Origin of the sequence: Geobacillus sp. G4 (assembly GCF_040327975.1) — a bacterium.
Taxonomy (GTDB): Bacteria; Bacillota; Bacilli; order Bacillales; family Anoxybacillaceae; genus Geobacillus; species Geobacillus thermoleovorans.
Genome location: NZ_JBEPJY010000008.1, coordinates 119651 through 136112, shown reverse-complemented (window position 1 = coordinate 136112; position 16462 = coordinate 119651). Strand labels below are relative to the sequence as shown.

The following is a 16462-nucleotide window of genomic DNA, read 5'->3' as shown; positions in this document are numbered from 1 at the left end:
GAAATAGCATGGCAGGACGGAAAGGCGGCCGCGGCAAACGCCGCAAAGTATGTTACTTCACGGCGAACAACATTACGCATATCGACTACAAAGATGTCGATTTGCTGAAAAAGTTCATTTCTGAACGCGGTAAAATTTTGCCGCGCCGTGTAACGGGAACGAGCGCGAAATATCAGCGCAAATTGACGGTCGCGATCAAACGCGCGCGCCAAATGGCGCTTCTGCCGTACGTTGCGGACGAGTGAGCCGAAAGCAAGCAGTAAGGGGGGATCCTTACTGCTTTTTTTATCTCCTCTGACTGAGCGGACTCCCACTCCCAAGCAGAGTGAAAGTGGGGAAGGAGGTCAAATCACCAAAAAACAAAGAAAGGGGAACGTCCATTGCGAAAAACGCACGCCCTCACCGAAGCGGCGATTGAGCTCGCACTGTTTGCTGTTTTGTTTTTGCTTGCGCTGTACGCGCCGGTCATTGGGATTGTCGCCGCTTTGTTTTTAGCGCTTCCGTTTATGGTGTTTACGATGCGCCATGGGTGGATTCCAGCTATGTTGCTGCTGGCGGCGGCCCTTGTCATCTCCGGTTTGATCGGCTCGCTTTTGTCGCTGCCGATGGCGCTTATGTTCGGCACCGTCGGCATGGCAGTCGGCGCGATGCTTTCGAAACAGAAAAACCGTTATCTTGTTCTTCTTGTCGGCGCGCTTGTATTTTTGGCGAATATCGTGCTTGATTACATCATCTCGATTCAATTTTTGCACGTCGATATGATCCAAGATACGCTTGCGCTCGTGCGAGAATCGTTTGACACGGCAATGAATCTAATGAAGGGAATGGGACAAGCGCCGCCTTTGGAGATGCAAAGGCAGTTCGAACAAGGGCTGAAGCTGATCGGCTATATGGTTCCGACGCTGTTTGTCATCGCTTCGTTTGCGCTGGCGTACGCGACGATCATCGTCTCGCTGCCGGTGATGAAGAGGCTGAAGCTGCCGGTCGGTTCATGGCCGCCGTTTCGCGAGCTTATGTGGCCGAAAACTGTATTGTGGTTGTATGTCTTTGTGCTCCTTCTCTCCTTGTTCCCGTTCAAAGAAGGATCGTTTGCCTATATCGCCGTGTTGAACTTATCGTATGTGTTGCAGCTGGCGATGATTGTGCAAGGATTTTCGTTTCTTTACTACGCCGCTTACAAAAAAGGGGTTGGCAAAGGTGTGGTGGCGGCAGGGACGGTCGTTTGCTTATTCCTGCCTTTTCTACTTTATCTTGTGGCGATATTCGGTATAATTGATTTAGGATTTGATTTGCGCCGCCGCATATGATAATTGGATAAGGCGAGTCATTTCTTCAGTGTAGGAGCTGACTTGAATGTCCCATTTTTATGAAAGGAAAGCGTATCGCTATCCGTTATATGCGTTAGCCGCCCTGGCGGTGCTTATGGCGATTGGCTTGTTTTACTTCCAATGGCTGCTTGGCCTCGTCGCCCTTCTTGGCGTCGGGTTTGTGCTTTATTATGTCATTGGGGCGCAACGCTCCTTGCATAAAGAGTTGGAGCACTATATTTCCAATTTGTCGCACCGGGTGAAAAAAGTAGGCGAGGAAGCGTTGATGCAAATGCCGATCGGCATTATGCTCATCGATGAAGGGGGAGAAATCGAGTGGTCGAACCGTTTTTTGGCCGCCTGCTTTAAGGAACAGACGCTTGTCGGCCGCTCTCTCGCCGAGCTTTCCGAATCGTTGGCCGCTTTTGTGAAAAGGGGAAAAACGGACGAAGAGATCGTCGAATTGAACGGAAAGCAGCTGAAAGTGGTCATTCGCCGCCCTGAACGGCTTCTTTACTTTTTTGATGTTACTGAGCATTTGGAATTGAAGCGGCAGTACGAAGCGGAACGGCTGGTGCTCGCCATTATTTTTCTTGACAATTATGATGAAATTACGCAAGGGATGGACGATCAGGCAAAAAGCCAACTAAACAGCCTCGTCACTTCCGTGTTGAACCGGTGGGCGAACGACTATGGCATTTTTTTGAAGCGGACGTCATCCGACCGATTTATTGCCGTATTGAACGAACATATTCTTGGGCGGCTCGAGAAAAGCAAATTTTCCATTCTCGACGAAGTGCGAGAGCAGACGGCAAAACATCATGCCCAGCTGACGCTGAGCATCGGCATCGGCGCCGGCGTGTCCCAGCTCCCGGAGCTCGGGGCGCTCGCTCAATCAAGCTTGGACTTAGCGTTGGGGCGCGGGGGCGATCAAGTCGCGATTAAGCAAGGAAATGGAAAAGTGAAGTTTTACGGCGGCAAAACGAACCCGATGGAAAAGCGGACGCGCGTCCGCGCCCGCGTTATTTCCCATGCGCTTCGCGAACTGATTGCAGGAAGCGACAAAGTGCTCATCATGGGCCATAAATATCCCGATATGGACGCCATGGGAGCGGCGATCGGCGTTTTAAAAGTCGTCCAATCGAACCAAAAGGAAGGGTTTATCGTCGTCGATCCGGCCAAAACGGATGCCGGGGCGCAACGGTTGCTTGAGGAAATGAAAAAACATGCTGAATTATGGTCAAGATGCCTAAAGCCGGAGCAGGCGCTTGAGCTCGTCACCGAGGATACGCTTTTGATCGTCGTCGATACGCATCGTCCGTCGCTCGTCATTGAAGAGCGGCTATTGTATCGCACCGACCATATCGTCGTCATTGATCACCATCGCCGCGGCGAAGAGTTCATTGAGGCGCCGATTCTCGTCTATATGGAGCCTTATGCTTCTTCGACATCGGAACTCGTCACCGAGCTGTTAGAGTACCAACCGAAACGGATGAAGCTGACGATGCTCGAAGCGACCGCCCTGCTTGCCGGCATCGTCGTCGACACGAAAAGCTTTACGCTCCGCACCGGCTCGCGGACGTTCGACGCCGCGTCATACTTGCGCGCCCAAGGAGCGGATACGGTGCTTGTGCAAAAATTGCTGCGGGAAAGCATCGCCAACTACATCAAACGGGCGAAATTGATCGAACGGGCGGTGATCGATGAGCATGGCATCGCCATCGCCAAAGGGGGCGAGAACGAGGTGCACGACCAAGTGTTGATTGCGCAAACGGCCGATACGCTTCTCACTTTAAGCAGCGTCGTTGCTTCGTTCGTCATTTCCAAGCGGTCCGACGGGACGGTCGGCATCAGCGCCCGCTCGCTCGGCGATGTCAACGTGCAAGTCATTATGGAACGGCTTGGTGGAGGCGGACATTTGACAAACGCCGCTGCCCAATTGTCCGAAGTGACGGTGGAAGAGGCGGAGCGGCAGCTGCGTGAAGCCATTCATGACTATTTCGAGGGGGGGAAGCCATCATGAAAGTCATTTTTTTAAAAGATGTGAAAGGAAAAGGGAAAAAAGGGGAAATCAAAGACGTCGCCGACGGTTACGCAAACAACTTTTTGTTCAAACAAGGGCTCGCCATTGAAGCGACGCCGGCGAACATCAAAGCGCTCGAGGCGCAAAAACAAAAAGAGCAGCGCCAAGCGGCGGAAGAACTGGCCAATGCGAAAAAACTGAAAGAAGAGCTCGAGAAGCTGACGGTGGAAATTCCGGCGAAAGCGGGCGAGGGAGGCCGTTTGTTTGGTTCAATCACGAGCAAGCAAATCGCTGAGGCGCTTCAGGCCCAGCACGGCTTGAAGCTTGACAAACGGAAAATCGAGCTTGCTGATGCCATTCGCTCCCTCGGATATACGAATGTGCCGGTGAAGCTCCATCCGGAAGTGACAGCGACCTTAAAAGTGCACGTCAAGGAACAAAAATAACGGCAGCAATGATGCCCCCGCCCGCTATGGCGGGGGCATTATCGACGGAGATGAAACGGGGGAAAAGGCGGTGAGACGATGAGCGAACTTTTTTCAGAACGAATTCCTCCGCAAAGCATTGAAGCCGAGCAGGCCGTGCTTGGCGCTGTGTTTTTGGATCCCACTGCGCTGACGCTCGCCTCGGAACGATTAATTCCCGAAGACTTCTACCGCGCGGCCCATCAAAAAATTTTCCACGCCATGCTTCGCGTCGCTGATAAAGGCGAGCCGGTCGATTTAGTGACGGTGACGGCGGAACTGGCCGCTTTGGAGCAGCTGGAGGAAGTGGGCGGTGTCTCCTACTTAAGCGAGCTTGCCGATTCTGTGCCGACAGCGGCCAACGTCGAATACTACGCCCGCATTGTTGAAGAAAAATCATTGCTTCGCCGCCTCATTCGCACGGCGACATCGATTGCCCAAGATGGCTATACAAGGGAAGATGAAATTGACGTTTTGCTCGATGAAGCGGAACGGAAAATTATGGAGGTTTCCCAACGGAAACATTCAGGCGCCTTTAAAAATATTAAAGATGTTCTCGTACAGACGTATGACAACATTGAAATGCTCCATAACCGGAACGGGGACATCACCGGCATCCCGACCGGATTCACTGAACTCGACCGGATGACGTCCGGATTTCAGCGCAGCGACTTGATTATCGTCGCCGCCCGGCCATCGGTCGGGAAGACGGCATTCGCATTAAACATCGCCCAAAATGTGGCGACGAAGACGAACGAAAATGTCGCGATTTTCAGCTTGGAAATGAGCGCCCAGCAGCTTGTGATGCGGATGCTTTGCGCCGAAGGCAACATCAACGCCCAAAACTTGCGCACTGGCAAGCTGACGCCGGAAGATTGGGGCAAGCTGACGATGGCGATGGGCAGTTTGTCAAACGCCGGCATTTATATTGACGATACGCCGAGCATCCGCGTCAGCGACATTCGCGCCAAATGCCGCCGCTTGAAACAGGAAAGCGGCCTCGGCATGGTGGTGATCGATTATTTGCAGCTCATTCAAGGAAGTGGGCGCAACCGGGAAAACCGCCAGCAGGAAGTGTCGGAAATCTCCCGTTCGTTAAAGGCGCTCGCCCGCGAGCTCGAAGTGCCGGTCATCGCTTTGTCACAGCTGTCGCGCAGCGTTGAGCAGCGCCAGGACAAGCGGCCGATGATGTCCGATCTTCGCGAATCGGGGAGCATTGAGCAAGACGCTGATATCGTTGCCTTTTTGTATCGCGACGACTACTACAACAAAGATTCCGAGAACAAAAACATCATCGAAATCATTATCGCCAAACAGCGGAACGGCCCGGTCGGGACGGTGCAGCTCGCCTTTATTAAAGAGTACAATAAATTCGTCAACTTAGAGCGCCGTTTCGATGAGGCGCAAATTCCACCGGGGGCGTAAGACGGACCGCGCTGCCGGCGGCGGGCGCCTTTTTGTTCTTTTGGCCTTTGACTATTTCCTCGTTTACACCCGCGGCGTTAAAGAGGGAGCCTTCCTGATCATTGATAAACGAATAAAAAAGACGATATTTTCTTTTAATGTTCGTGTTTCATTGACTTTATGGCTGAAAACTGGTACACTGACAATGTTTAGACCGAGGAAACTGGAGGTGCTCGCCATGTCGTCAGTCGTTGTTGTCGGCACGCAATGGGGCGATGAAGGGAAAGGGAAAATTACGGACTTTTTATCGGAAAATGCGGAAGTGATTGCCCGGTATCAAGGGGGAAACAATGCCGGACACACGATCGTGTTCAACGGGGAAAAGTATAAGCTGCACTTGATCCCGTCGGGCATTTTTTATAAAGATAAAATTTGCGTCATCGGCAATGGGATGGTCGTCGATCCGAAGGCGCTCGTTGCGGAGCTTTCGTATTTGCACGAGCGCGGCATTTCGACTGATAATTTGCGCATCAGCAACCGCGCTCATGTCATTTTGCCGTATCATTTGAAATTGGACGAGCTTGAGGAAGAGCGGAAAGGGGCAAACAAAATCGGCACGACAAAAAAAGGAATTGGGCCGGCGTACATGGACAAGGCGGCGCGCATCGGCATCCGCATTGTTGATTTGCTTGACCGCGACGTGTTTGCCGAAAAGCTGGAGCGCAACTTGAGGGAGAAAAATACGCTGCTTGAAAAAGTGTACGGGGTCGAAGGCTTCCGGTTGGAGGACATTTTTGAGGAGTATTACGAGTACGGCCAGCACATCGCCAAATACGTCTGCGACACATCGGTCGTATTGAACAATGCGCTCGATGAAGGGCGCCGCGTCTTGTTCGAAGGAGCGCAAGGCGTCATGCTTGACATTGACCAAGGAACGTATCCGTTTGTCACGTCGTCGAATCCAGTCGCTGGCGGGGTAACGATCGGCGCCGGTGTCGGGCCGACGAAAATCAAGCATGTCGTCGGGGTGGCGAAAGCCTATACGACGCGCGTCGGCGACGGGCCGTTCCCGACAGAGCTGCACGATGAAATCGGCGACCGCATTCGCGAAGTCGGCCGCGAGTATGGGACGACGACCGGCCGTCCGCGCCGCGTCGGTTGGTTTGACAGTGTTGTTGTCCGTCATGCCCGCCGGGTGAGCGGCATTACGGACTTGTCGCTTAACTCGATCGATGTGTTGACCGGCATTGAAACGTTGAAAATTTGCGTCGCCTATCGCTACCGCGGCCAAGTGCTCGAAGAATTTCCAGCCAGCTTAAAAGTGTTGGCCGAATGCGAGCCGATTTATGAAGAACTTCCTGGCTGGACGGAAGATATCACCGGGGTGAAAAGTCTAGACGAGCTGCCGGCGAACGCCCGCCATTACGTCGAGCGCATTTCCCAGCTCACCGGCATCCCTCTTTCGATTTTCTCCGTCGGACCGGACCGTTCGCAAACGAACGTCGTCCGCAGCGTCTACGCGTAAGCGGCAACAGTGGACGGTGGCAGGCAGCGTATAAACAAGGCAAACGACAGGCATAGATGCGCGCGCGTCTATGCTTTTTTCTTTGATAGGCTCCTCAAAATGGCAATCGGCAAAGGATGATTTCATGTTCATAACATGGTAAATTAGTAATGATAGGATTCCATCGCAAAAGGAAGGATGTGAGCGAGATGGAAAAACGCATTTTAGTCGTTGATGATGAAAAACCGATTGCCGATATTTTGCAATTTAATTTGCAAAAAGAAGGATATGAAGTCATTTGCGCCTACGACGGCGAAGAAGCGCTGCAAAAAGTTGAAGAAACGATGCCGGACTTGATTTTATTGGATATTATGTTGCCGTTAAAAGATGGCATGGAAGTATGCCGTGAAGTGCGGAAAAAGTATGATATGCCGATCATTATGCTGACAGCGAAAGATTCCGAGATTGATAAAGTGCTTGGGTTGGAGCTTGGTGCGGACGATTATGTGACAAAGCCATTCAGCACGCGCGAGCTCCTGGCGCGGGTGAAGGCAAACTTGCGTCGCCATGCGCAAACGGCCAACCAAGAAGAAGGAGAAAACGAAACAAATGAAATCGTCATTGGCCCGCTCGTCATCCGTCCGGACGCGTATGTCGTGCAAAAGCGGGGGGAAACAATTGAACTGACCCACCGCGAATTTGAACTGCTTCATTACTTAGCGAAGCATATCGGCCAAGTGATGACGCGCGAGCATTTGCTGCAAACCGTCTGGGGCTACGATTACTATGGCGATGTGCGCACCGTGGACGTGACGGTAAGACGTCTGCGTGAAAAAATTGAGGACAACCCTTCCCACCCGAATTGGATCGTCACAAGACGGGGAGTCGGCTATTACTTGCGCAATCCGGAACAGGAGTCATGAGCCAGCATGAAAAAAGTAGGTCCATTCCGTTCGATTCATTTTAAGTTTGTCATCATTTATGTATTACTGATTCTCGTCGCCATGCAAATCATCGGCGTGTACTTCGTTCGCAAGCTGGAAACGGAGCTTGTGCAGAACTTTAAAAACTCATTAAACGAACGGGTGACCTTGCTCGCCTATAACGTCGAGCAGGCGATGAATCGGGAGCGCGATGAAAAAAGCCCGACATTGGAAGAAGACATCCGTTCGCTTCTTCATGATTTCGTTTCCCAAGACATTTCCGAAGTGCGCGTCATCGATGAGAAAGGGAAAGTGCTTGCGACATCCAATCCGTATATGCAAAACATCGTCGGAAAGCGGACGACCGAGATTTATGTAAAACGTTCCCTCGTCACCGGCGAAATCGTCGACCGGATGCTGCTCGATTCGAAAACAGGTCATCGCATGTACATTTCGTCGACTCCGATCAAAACGAGCGGCGAAATCAAAGGTGTCATTTACGTCATCGCCTCGATGGAAAACGTCTTTTCGCAAATGCGGCAAATCAATATGATTTTGGCGACCGGGACGGGGATCGCTCTCGCCATTACCGCCGTGCTCGGCATTTTTTTGTCCCGCACGATCACCCGGCCGATTTCCGATATGCGCCGGCAAGCGCTGGCGATGACGAGGGGAGATTTCTCCCGCAAGGTCAAAGTGTACGGCTATGATGAAATCGGCCAATTGGCGATGACGTTCAATAATCTGACCAAAAAACTGCAGGAAGCGCAGGCGACGACGGAAGGGGAACGGCGCAAGCTCGAGTCCGTCTTGACGCATATGACTGATGGCGTCATTGCGACCGACCGTCGCGGGCGCGTCATTCTCATTAACGATGCAGCGTTAAACATTTTGAATGTTTCACGTGAAACAGTGCTGTCGAGTTCGATCGTCGACGTGCTTGGCATTGCCGACCAGTATACGTTTGAAACGCTGCTTGAGGAGCGCGATTCGCTCATTTTAGATTTCAGCACGGATGAGGAACTGTATATTTTGCGCGCGTCGTTGTCGGTGATTCAAAAAGAGGGCGGATTTGTCAACGGGTTGATCGTCGTTTTGCACGACATTACCGAACAGGAAAAAATCGACCGCGAGCGGCGGCAGTTTGTCGCCAATGTGTCGCATGAATTGCGCACGCCGCTCACCACGATGAAAAGCTACTTAGAAGCGCTCGCTGACGGCGCTTGGCAAGATAAAGACATCGCGCCGAGGTTCATTCAAGTCGTGCAAAATGAAACGGAACGGATGATTCGGCTTGTCAACGACTTGCTCCATCTGTCCAAGCTCGACAGCAAAGACTACAAGCTGAAGAAAACGTGGATCAATTTTTCAGCCTATTTCCATAAAGTCATTGACCGATTTGAGTTGACGAAAAGCGACAACATCCGGTTCGTTCGCAAAATTCCGCGCGAGGCGATTTTTATTGAAGTTGATGAAGATAAAATTACGCAAGTGTTAGACAACATTATTTCGAACGCTTTGAAGTACTCTCCGCAAGGAGGGACGATTACATTTCGCGTCCGCAAACTTGCTGATGAAATTATTGTCAGCGTCAGCGACGAAGGAGTCGGCATTCCGAAAGCCGACTTGGCAAAAATTTTCGAACGGTTTTACCGGGTCGACAAGGCCAGGTCGCGCAAATTGGGCGGTACGGGGCTTGGGCTGGCCATTGCCAAAGAAGTCGTTCTTGCCCATGGCGGGACGATTTGGGCAGAAAGCAAGGAGCATAAAGGAACGACGATTTATTTTACGCTGCCGCTAGAACGCGAGCAAAAGGATGACTGGTGCGATGTATGAAACGATCAAAACCATCGTGTTGACGTTGCTTGTGCTCATCAGCATTACCTTAACGTTTGCCTTATGGACATATCATCCGAAATACGACGTGCTGCAAAACGACGAATACATTCAACACGTCTCCGTGAGCAATACGCAAGTGGATACAGCGATGGTCGTGCAGCCAAAGCAGATTCTTATTCATAAAAACGGCGTCCCCTATGCTGTGACGAAAGACGAAGAGAAAAATGAAGTGCTGAAAGAAATGAGAAGATGGACGCTTGATGATTTCGAAGATGTTTCGTCTTCTGTTCCGCAAGGGAAGTTTTTATCGTTTTTAAACGGCAAAGAGCGGCTTGAGATCATTTACCCCGATGAGGTGCCGATCGACATATACCGATTGATTTTCACGATCGATGACAGGGGGCTCGACGGCTTGGCGTTTGACCGCCTGCTCGTCCCGCTCGGCGGGAAGGACGAGTTCCCCATCTACTTCATCGCGACCGACAAGCGCAAAATTTACAAGGCGATTGCCAGCGATGCCTCCTTATCGGCGATCGGCCGGCTGGCGAAAGAAGCGAGCCATTTTCCGCGTTATTTCGCTTATCCGGTCAGCGAAACGAAGCAGTTGTATTTGCCGGAAAAAGAAGTGGTGCTCAGCAGTCTGCAATATTATACCGACGAGCTGGACGCAGACAAGTTTAAAGAAGCGCTCTTTAGCGATCCAAGCTTTGTCAAAAAAGATTTGATTCCGTTTGGCGAAGAATATACAGACGGTTCGCGGCTGATGGACGTCGATTTTCTTCAACGGATGCTGCTGTATGTGAATCCAGCGGCGCGCGTCTCGAATATGGGACAAACGGAGCAAGAAACCCATATCATCCAAAAAAGCATTGATTTCGTCAATGAGCATGGCGGTTGGACGGATCTGTATCATTTCGCCCGCTGGAGCGAGGAGGATCGAAAAGTCACGTTCCGGCTTGTCGTCAACGGCTATCCAGTCTTTAATGAATACGGCATGTCAGAAATCGTGGAGACGTGGGGAGCGTCCGATTTGATGAAATACCAGCGTCCGCTCTTCCGCCTTGAAATCGCGGATCGCAACCGCACACCAAAAACGCTGCCGTCCGGCCATGAGGTCGTCAACTGGTTCGAACAGACGAAAGGCGTTCGCAAATCGCTCATCAAAGATATCGCCATCGGCTATGAGCTCATCAAAGATCCGGAGCGGGAAAAAGTCATCCGCCTTGAACCGGCATGGTTCTACTTGTACGGACAAACGTGGAAAAAGGTAAACATGGGCGATGAGGCGGGAGGAGGGGGAACAAATGGACTGGAGTAAAACGAAGACGATTTTTATTATCGTGTTCCTCATCCTCGACTGCTTTTTAGGCTATCAGTTTATGGAAAAACGAAACAGCAGCCAGCTCGATGTCATTTTGGAAACGACGATTGAAGAGCAGCTTGAGGCGAACGGCATTACGTATGTGGATCTGCCTAAAGAAGTGACGAAAGCGGCGTATGTCAGCGGCAAAAGCCGCTCATTCACCATGGCGGATGTAAAAAAGCTGCCCGGGCAAAAAGTGAAAATCGAAGGAGAAACGAAAGTCAAAGGGACGTTCATCGATCCGGTTGCGCTGCCGATTGACGATCCATACCAGCTGCGTGAGTTTTTGCAGCGCTACATCATCGGCGGCGGGCAATATGCCTTTTGGTCGTTTGATGAAAAACAAGGAATCTTGACCTGCTACCAAATGTATGACGGCAAGATGATTTACGGCAATGAAAACAGCAAGCTCGTCATCCATGTCAACGGGAGACGGGAAGCGCTGTCGTATGAACAGACGATGCTCAGCGACTTGGAAAAGTACGAGCGGAAGCAAGATATCGTCCCGGCGATTAAAGCCATTGAGACGTTGTACCGAAAAGGGCATTTGCAGCCGGGCGACCGCGTCACGAAAGTGGAGCTTGGCTATTACGGGCTTGTTCAATTTACTGCATCCCAAGTGTTGACTCCAACTTGGCATATTGTTGTCAATCGGAAGGAAGACTATTTCGTCAATGCGTTTGAAGGGCAAGTGATCAATGATCAAGGAAATGTGCTGGAGTGAAAGAACATGACGATGCGATTTAGTGTGCTGGCCAGCGGCAGCACCGGCAATGCCTTTTACATTGAGACAGACCGCCAGCGCCTGCTTGTTGACGCCGGTTTGAGCGGCAAGCAGCTTGAGGAGTTGTTTGCTGAGATCGGCCGCCATCCAAAGCAGCTTGATGCGCTGCTTGTCACCCATGAACATAGCGACCATATTAAAGGGCTCGGGGTGCTTGCCCGCAAGTATCGGCTGCCGGTGTATGCCAATGAAAAAACGTGGCGGGCGATGGAACAAACGGTCGGCGACATTCCGCCCGAGCAAAAATTTGTCTTTCCGCTCGGCGCGGTAAGGACGTTCGGCGATGTTGACGTCGAATCGTTCGGCGTCTCTCACGACGCCGCCGAGCCGATGTTTTACGTTTTCCACTATGAAGGGAAAAAGCTTGCGTTGCTCACCGATACCGGCTATGTGAGCGAGCGGATCAAAAAGACGATTGAAAACGCGGATGTGTTCGTGTTTGAAAGCAATCATGACGTCGGCATGCTGCGGATGGGGAGATATCCATGGAGCGTCAAGCGCCGCATTTTAAGCGATGTCGGCCATATTTCGAATGAGGAAGCGGGTTTGGCGCTTGCTGACGTGATCGGCGACCGGACAAAGCAAATTTATTTGGCCCATTTGAGCCAAGATAACAATATGAAAGAGCTGGCGCGCATGACCGTGACGCAAGTGTTGGAACAGAAAGGCTTAGCGGTCGGCGCCCGCTTTCGTTTGTATGATACCGATCCGCGTCGGGCGACGGCACTAGCGTATGTATAAAGCCCGTTTTGCCGAAACTGAGGGAGACACATTTGTTGGATTTTTTCTCCTGTTCATGATTATAATGAGGGATGGAGACGAATGTGGAAAGGAGGGTGAGCATGGGATACTACGACGACCATTATGAGCCGTACGAACAAACGAGGAGGAAGCGGCGCAGCGGATCGTTTGTTTCCGCGCTTGTCGGCGCCGTGTTAGGAGGGCTGCTCGTCCTCATGTCCATTCCGGCGCTTTCCCGTTGGGATATCCTCCCGTATGATGTTGTGCCGAATCAAAGAGCAGAGGAAGAGCCAAAAACAGAGGAAAATGGAACTCCACCGATTCGGCAGAGTGTTTCCGTAGATGTGACGACGGCGGTGACAAAGGCGATCGACCAAGTGTCGGATGCGGTTGTCGGCGTTGTCAACATTCAAGAAGCCAGCTTCTGGTCGCAAGGAGGCGAGGCTGGCGTCGGATCGGGCGTCATTTACAAGAAAGCGGGAGGCCGGGCGTTTATCGTCACGAACCATCATGTTGTTGAAAACGCCAGTCAGCTCGAAGTGAGCCTCAAAGATGGGACGAGAGTGCCGGCGAAGCTGCTCGGCAGTGATGTGCTTATGGATTTAGCCGTCTTGGAAATTGACGCGAAGCATGTGAAAAAAGTCGCCCAGTTCGGCAACTCCGATACGGTGAAGCCAGGCGAGCCAGTCATTGCCATCGGCAACCCGCTCGGTTTGCAGTTTGCCGGCTCGGTGACACAAGGCATTATTTCCGGAACGAACCGGACGGTCGAAGTCGATTTGGACCAAGACGGCGCTCCAGACTGGAACGCAGAAGTATTGCAGACAGATGCGGCGATCAACCCGGGCAACAGCGGCGGCGCTCTTGTCAATATCAAAGGGCAAGTCATCGGCATCAACTCGATGAAAATCGCCCAAGAGGCGGTTGAAGGCATCGGGTTCGCGATCCCGATCAACACGGCCATTCCGATCATTTCGGACTTGGAAAAATACGGACAAGTGCGCCGTCCGTACATGGGCGTTGAACTTCGCTCGCTGAGCGACATCCCATCGTACCATTTGCAGGCGACGCTCCATTTGCCGCCGAACGTAACGGAAGGAGCGGCGGTCATTCAAGTCGTGCCGATGTCGCCGGCCGCACAGGCGGGCTTAAAACAGTTTGATGTCATCGTGGCGCTTGACGGCGAAAAAATCCGCAACGTGCTTGATTTGCGCAAATATTTGTATACGAAAAAATCGATCGGCGACCGGATGGAAGTCACGTTTTATCGTGATGGGAAAAAACGCACGGTCACGATGAAGCTGGCGCGTGAGTCGTATTAAACGAATGGAGGGAGCGAAAACGCTCCTTCTTTTTTCCACAAGGAGAGGGGCGAGAATGATGATATTCACATGTGAAGAACATGTCGACATCGCCATTGATCAATATGTAGATGAAACGGAACAGGCGCCGGATCTCCTGCCTGTGGACAACAGCGAAAAACAGTGCTATTTTTGCTCGAAACAAGCTGTATATGTCGTAGGAGGATAACAGTTTTTTCACAACATGTGGATATGTGTTGTGTATATGTGGATAAATCTTGTTGATAAGCTGTTTATAAGGCAGGGGTTGTTTGTGCATATTTCCATTGTCGCTGTGGGTAAATTGAAGGAAAAATATTTAATCGCTGGAATTAATGAATATACAAAGCGTCTGTCCGCATACGCCAAAATCGACATCATCGAAGTCGCTGATGAAAAAACGCCGGAGCGGGCGAGCGAACTTGAGGAGGAACAAATCAAAGAGCGCGAGGGAGGACGGCTGCTGGCGAAAATTCCGCATGACGCTCACGTCATCGCGCTCGCGATTGAAGGGAAGATGCAATCGTCCGAGCAATTCGCCGCCCGTCTCGATGAGCTCGCCACCTACGGCAAAAGCAAAGTGGTGTTCGTCATCGGCGGCTCGCTTGGCTTAAGCAAACAAGTGATGGCGCGCGCCGATGAGACGCTGTCGTTTTCGAAAATGACGTTTCCACACCAGCTGATGCGCCTCATTTTGCTCGAGCAAATTTACCGCGCATTTCGCATTAACCGCGGGGAACCGTATCATAAGTAAATGGGGTTTTTCCATTTCTTAGTTTCATGATGGGATGAAGACGTTCTATCGCAGATTTATCCATTACGGTTGAATATGGGGGATAAAGTATGAGACATTTGATTCAAATAGCCGTTGCCGCCAATGCAGCACAACGGCTATCCTTCATCAATCACCGTTTGTGTAATGATGAAGCGGTCTCATTATTTTATGGAAATCTTTTTCAATTAAGGAATTTTTAGGTTATTCACTCAAGGGGCGCCGCATTGGTTTGACAGATCGCGAATCTTGATTAAGGTGTTATGCCAAATGACGTTTAGGGAAATATAGCAGGAAAAGAGGGTTGCGCTAAGGAAAAGTCAGGGGAGAGCCGCCTAATTTATGCAACTCCCCCGCATTGGGCTGATACTTTATTTTTGCCGCTTTCTTTCGAACGGAGCAATAAATGGTCGGCATAAATGTACGCTTTTTCAATTGACATCGTTCCTTCTGCTTGACAAAAGTAAAGACCGAACGACGACGTATAGGCAATGGGACGTTTTGCCGCCATATAATCGACCAACACAGTGCTATGGCGCACTGCTTCTCGAATCTCCTCGACAAGCCGGACGCTCTCTTCAAATGTGCGATTACGCAAAAACATCGTAAATTCTTCACCGCCGCTGCGGAACAAAAAATCGCCCTCTTTGAGAAACTGTTTCAAGGTTGAGGCGAAATGGCGGATCACCTCGTCGCCGACGGCATGGTTATACGTGTCGTTGATCGTTTTAAAATTGTCGATATCGGCGACGACGACGCCAATCCATTCACCGGATCCGTTTAGCTTGGCGATCGTTTGATCCATGTAGGCGCGGTTATGGATGCCGGTCAAAAAGTCGGTGTAGGCCATTTTTTCGAAGTGGTCGCGTTCTAGTTTATGCTGGATGCTTTGCGATTTGGAAAAGAACGAGCGGCTGACGAAGTAATTCAGCAAAAATAAGCTCAAAAGCATATCCCACCGCTGTTCTTGCAAAAAGAGAAATAACAGACCGTTTGTCAGCGCCGTTTTTCCCATGTCCATCCAGCTTCTCGTCTTAATAAAATCCAACGCCTCGCGCTGTGTCTGAATGTCGCCGGTTATATAAAAAATGATGATCAGGCAACAGTCAGTCAAAAAGGAAACGACGATGACGAGCAGGAATAAAAGCAGCCAGAAGCCAATGAACGGAATAGACTGAAACAGCGGACCAAGGAGATTGTATAAGGCAAACGCGAGCGAATTGAACGTCACAAACGAGCCGATGTTGTACAATGTGTGCAGCCATTCATCGGGTTCCGCTGTTTTCAAATATTTTTTTGCTATATGTTCAGTCAAGCGAAACAACGCTTCAAAGATAAACAGCCCGAACGGGCCGGCAAATAAGGCGAACGATAAACTATAGTTAATGCCGTAATCAACGGGAATATTGTTTTTCGTTTTGTCTATGACGCGCAAGTGTGAATACAAGCTGGAAAACAGCCAATAAAACAGCAAAGCGATGACATAGGTGCGATCGAAGGAAGGCGGTTCTGACACAAAAACAACAACAATGGATGCGGAAAAAACAGCAAAAATCATCGGTCGTGCTCGGAGTAACATCTCGGCTCTCTCTCCTATAAATCTGACCTCTGACAACTTCGGCGTTGATGAAGTGATTCCAAAAAAAAGAAAAGGAAGGCTGCTCACATGCCAGTGGCTTTCAGCAAAAATACGGATTATAGCCGGCGATGGCGAACGGTGAATTTGGAAACCGTCTTTTTTATAGAATCAAGATGTTCCCAATTGGAACAAACGAACATATGGTTACATCTATTATAGTACTATATACACAATTGTGAAAATAGACGAAATGGCATTGTTTTTCGCCTTTTTTCCACAAAATTTGACACATATTGAGTGAAAGTTGGTTCCAATCGATGCCGGTTCTTTCGTGAACTATACAGCTGGATCGTGCTTATTTCGCTGAATGAAAAGGGAAGCAGATAAAGCATAGGTGGTTCTTCCAGTACAGCTAGCGC

The 16462-nt window shown here is 50.6% G+C and carries 15 protein-coding genes; 14 read left to right on the top strand and 1 reads right to left on the bottom strand.

The window, feature by feature from the left end:
- The first annotated feature begins 8 nt into the window (after positions 1-8).
- From rpsR to rlmH, 14 genes are all read left to right on the top strand, one after another.
- Entirely contained in the window at positions 9-245 is a 237-nt protein-coding gene (rpsR, locus tag ABS784_RS11635) for a 30S ribosomal protein S18 (RefSeq protein ID WP_008880812.1), read from the top strand.
- Positions 246-380: 135 nt separating this feature from the next.
- Entirely contained in the window at positions 381-1307 is a 927-nt protein-coding gene (locus tag ABS784_RS11630; RefSeq protein ID WP_011232943.1) for a YybS family protein, read from the top strand.
- Between the two features lie 46 nt (positions 1308-1353).
- A complete protein-coding gene (locus tag ABS784_RS11625; protein ID WP_011232942.1) occupies positions 1354-3330 on the top strand; it encodes a DHH family phosphoesterase in 1977 nt (658 codons plus the stop codon).
- The gene (rplI, locus tag ABS784_RS11620) at positions 3327-3776 is read left to right on the top strand and encodes a 50S ribosomal protein L9 (protein WP_011232941.1); all 450 of its coding nucleotides are present in this window, start codon (positions 3327-3329) and stop codon (positions 3774-3776) included. Before ABS784_RS11625 ends, rplI begins: the two co-directional genes overlap by 4 nt.
- 78 nt (positions 3777-3854) lie before the next feature.
- Positions 3855-5219 (top strand): replicative DNA helicase, encoded by a 1365-nt coding sequence (dnaB, locus tag ABS784_RS11615; protein WP_011232940.1) that lies wholly within the window; start codon positions 3855-3857, stop codon positions 5217-5219.
- A 217-nt stretch (positions 5220-5436) separates the two neighbouring features.
- Positions 5437-6723, top strand: a complete 1287-nt coding sequence (locus tag ABS784_RS11610) for an adenylosuccinate synthase (protein ID WP_011232939.1) — start codon at positions 5437-5439, stop codon at positions 6721-6723.
- Positions 6724-6911: 188 nt separating this feature from the next.
- Complete coding sequence (gene yycF, locus ABS784_RS11605) at positions 6912-7625, top strand: response regulator YycF (RefSeq protein ID WP_011232938.1); 714 nt, start codon at positions 6912-6914, stop codon at positions 7623-7625.
- 6 nt (positions 7626-7631) lie between these two features.
- Complete coding sequence (walK, locus tag ABS784_RS11600) at positions 7632-9461, top strand: cell wall metabolism sensor histidine kinase WalK (RefSeq protein WP_011232937.1); 1830 nt, start codon at positions 7632-7634, stop codon at positions 9459-9461.
- Positions 9454-10782, top strand: coding sequence for a YycH family regulatory protein (locus ABS784_RS11595; RefSeq protein ID WP_011232936.1), 1329 nt, complete (start codon positions 9454-9456; stop codon positions 10780-10782). Before walK ends, ABS784_RS11595 begins: the two co-directional genes overlap by 8 nt.
- A complete protein-coding gene (locus ABS784_RS11590; RefSeq protein WP_011232935.1) occupies positions 10769-11551 on the top strand; it encodes a two-component system regulatory protein YycI in 783 nt (260 codons plus the stop codon). The genes ABS784_RS11595 and ABS784_RS11590 overlap by 14 nt, the downstream gene beginning before the upstream one ends.
- 6 nt (positions 11552-11557) lie before the next feature.
- Positions 11558-12352 (top strand): MBL fold metallo-hydrolase, encoded by a 795-nt coding sequence (locus ABS784_RS11585; protein ID WP_011232934.1) that lies wholly within the window; start codon positions 11558-11560, stop codon positions 12350-12352.
- A gap of 101 nt (positions 12353-12453) precedes the next feature.
- Positions 12454-13674, top strand: a complete 1221-nt coding sequence (locus ABS784_RS11580; protein WP_011232933.1) for a S1C family serine protease — start codon at positions 12454-12456, stop codon at positions 13672-13674.
- 55 nt (positions 13675-13729) lie between these two features.
- Positions 13730-13882, top strand: a complete 153-nt coding sequence (locus ABS784_RS11575; protein WP_011232932.1) for a CxxH/CxxC protein — start codon at positions 13730-13732, stop codon at positions 13880-13882.
- 84 nt (positions 13883-13966) lie between these two features.
- The gene (gene rlmH, locus ABS784_RS11570) at positions 13967-14446 is read left to right on the top strand and encodes a 23S rRNA (pseudouridine(1915)-N(3))-methyltransferase RlmH (RefSeq protein ID WP_011232931.1); all 480 of its coding nucleotides are present in this window, start codon (positions 13967-13969) and stop codon (positions 14444-14446) included.
- Between the two features lie 358 nt (positions 14447-14804).
- On the opposite strand, the gene ABS784_RS11565 is transcribed toward rlmH, so the two are convergent.
- Complete coding sequence (locus ABS784_RS11565; protein WP_011232930.1) at positions 14805-16043, bottom strand: GGDEF domain-containing protein; 1239 nt, start codon at positions 16041-16043, stop codon at positions 14805-14807.
- Positions 16044-16462: the final 419 nt, after the last annotated feature.

Coding starts and splice junctions, on each gene's coding strand:
- ABS784_RS11625 (WP_011232942.1), top strand. CDS start 1,354: ATGTCCCATTTTTATGAAAGGAAAGCGTATCGCTATCCGTTATATGCG.
- yycF (WP_011232938.1), top strand. CDS start 6,912: ATGGAAAAACGCATTTTAGTCGTTGATGATGAAAAACCGATTGCCGAT.
- rpsR (WP_008880812.1), top strand. CDS start 9: ATGGCAGGACGGAAAGGCGGCCGCGGCAAACGCCGCAAAGTATGTTAC.
- ABS784_RS11610 (WP_011232939.1), top strand. CDS start 5,437: ATGTCGTCAGTCGTTGTTGTCGGCACGCAATGGGGCGATGAAGGGAAA.
- ABS784_RS11585 (WP_011232934.1), top strand. CDS start 11,558: ATGACGATGCGATTTAGTGTGCTGGCCAGCGGCAGCACCGGCAATGCC.
- walK (WP_011232937.1), top strand. CDS start 7,632: ATGAAAAAAGTAGGTCCATTCCGTTCGATTCATTTTAAGTTTGTCATC.
- ABS784_RS11565 (WP_011232930.1), bottom strand. CDS start 16,043: ATGTTACTCCGAGCACGACCGATGATTTTTGCTGTTTTTTCCGCATCC.
- ABS784_RS11580 (WP_011232933.1), top strand. CDS start 12,454: ATGGGATACTACGACGACCATTATGAGCCGTACGAACAAACGAGGAGG.
- rplI (WP_011232941.1), top strand. CDS start 3,327: ATGAAAGTCATTTTTTTAAAAGATGTGAAAGGAAAAGGGAAAAAAGGG.
- dnaB (WP_011232940.1), top strand. CDS start 3,855: ATGAGCGAACTTTTTTCAGAACGAATTCCTCCGCAAAGCATTGAAGCC.
- ABS784_RS11595 (WP_011232936.1), top strand. CDS start 9,454: ATGTATGAAACGATCAAAACCATCGTGTTGACGTTGCTTGTGCTCATC.
- ABS784_RS11590 (WP_011232935.1), top strand. CDS start 10,769: ATGGACTGGAGTAAAACGAAGACGATTTTTATTATCGTGTTCCTCATC.
- ABS784_RS11575 (WP_011232932.1), top strand. CDS start 13,730: ATGATGATATTCACATGTGAAGAACATGTCGACATCGCCATTGATCAA.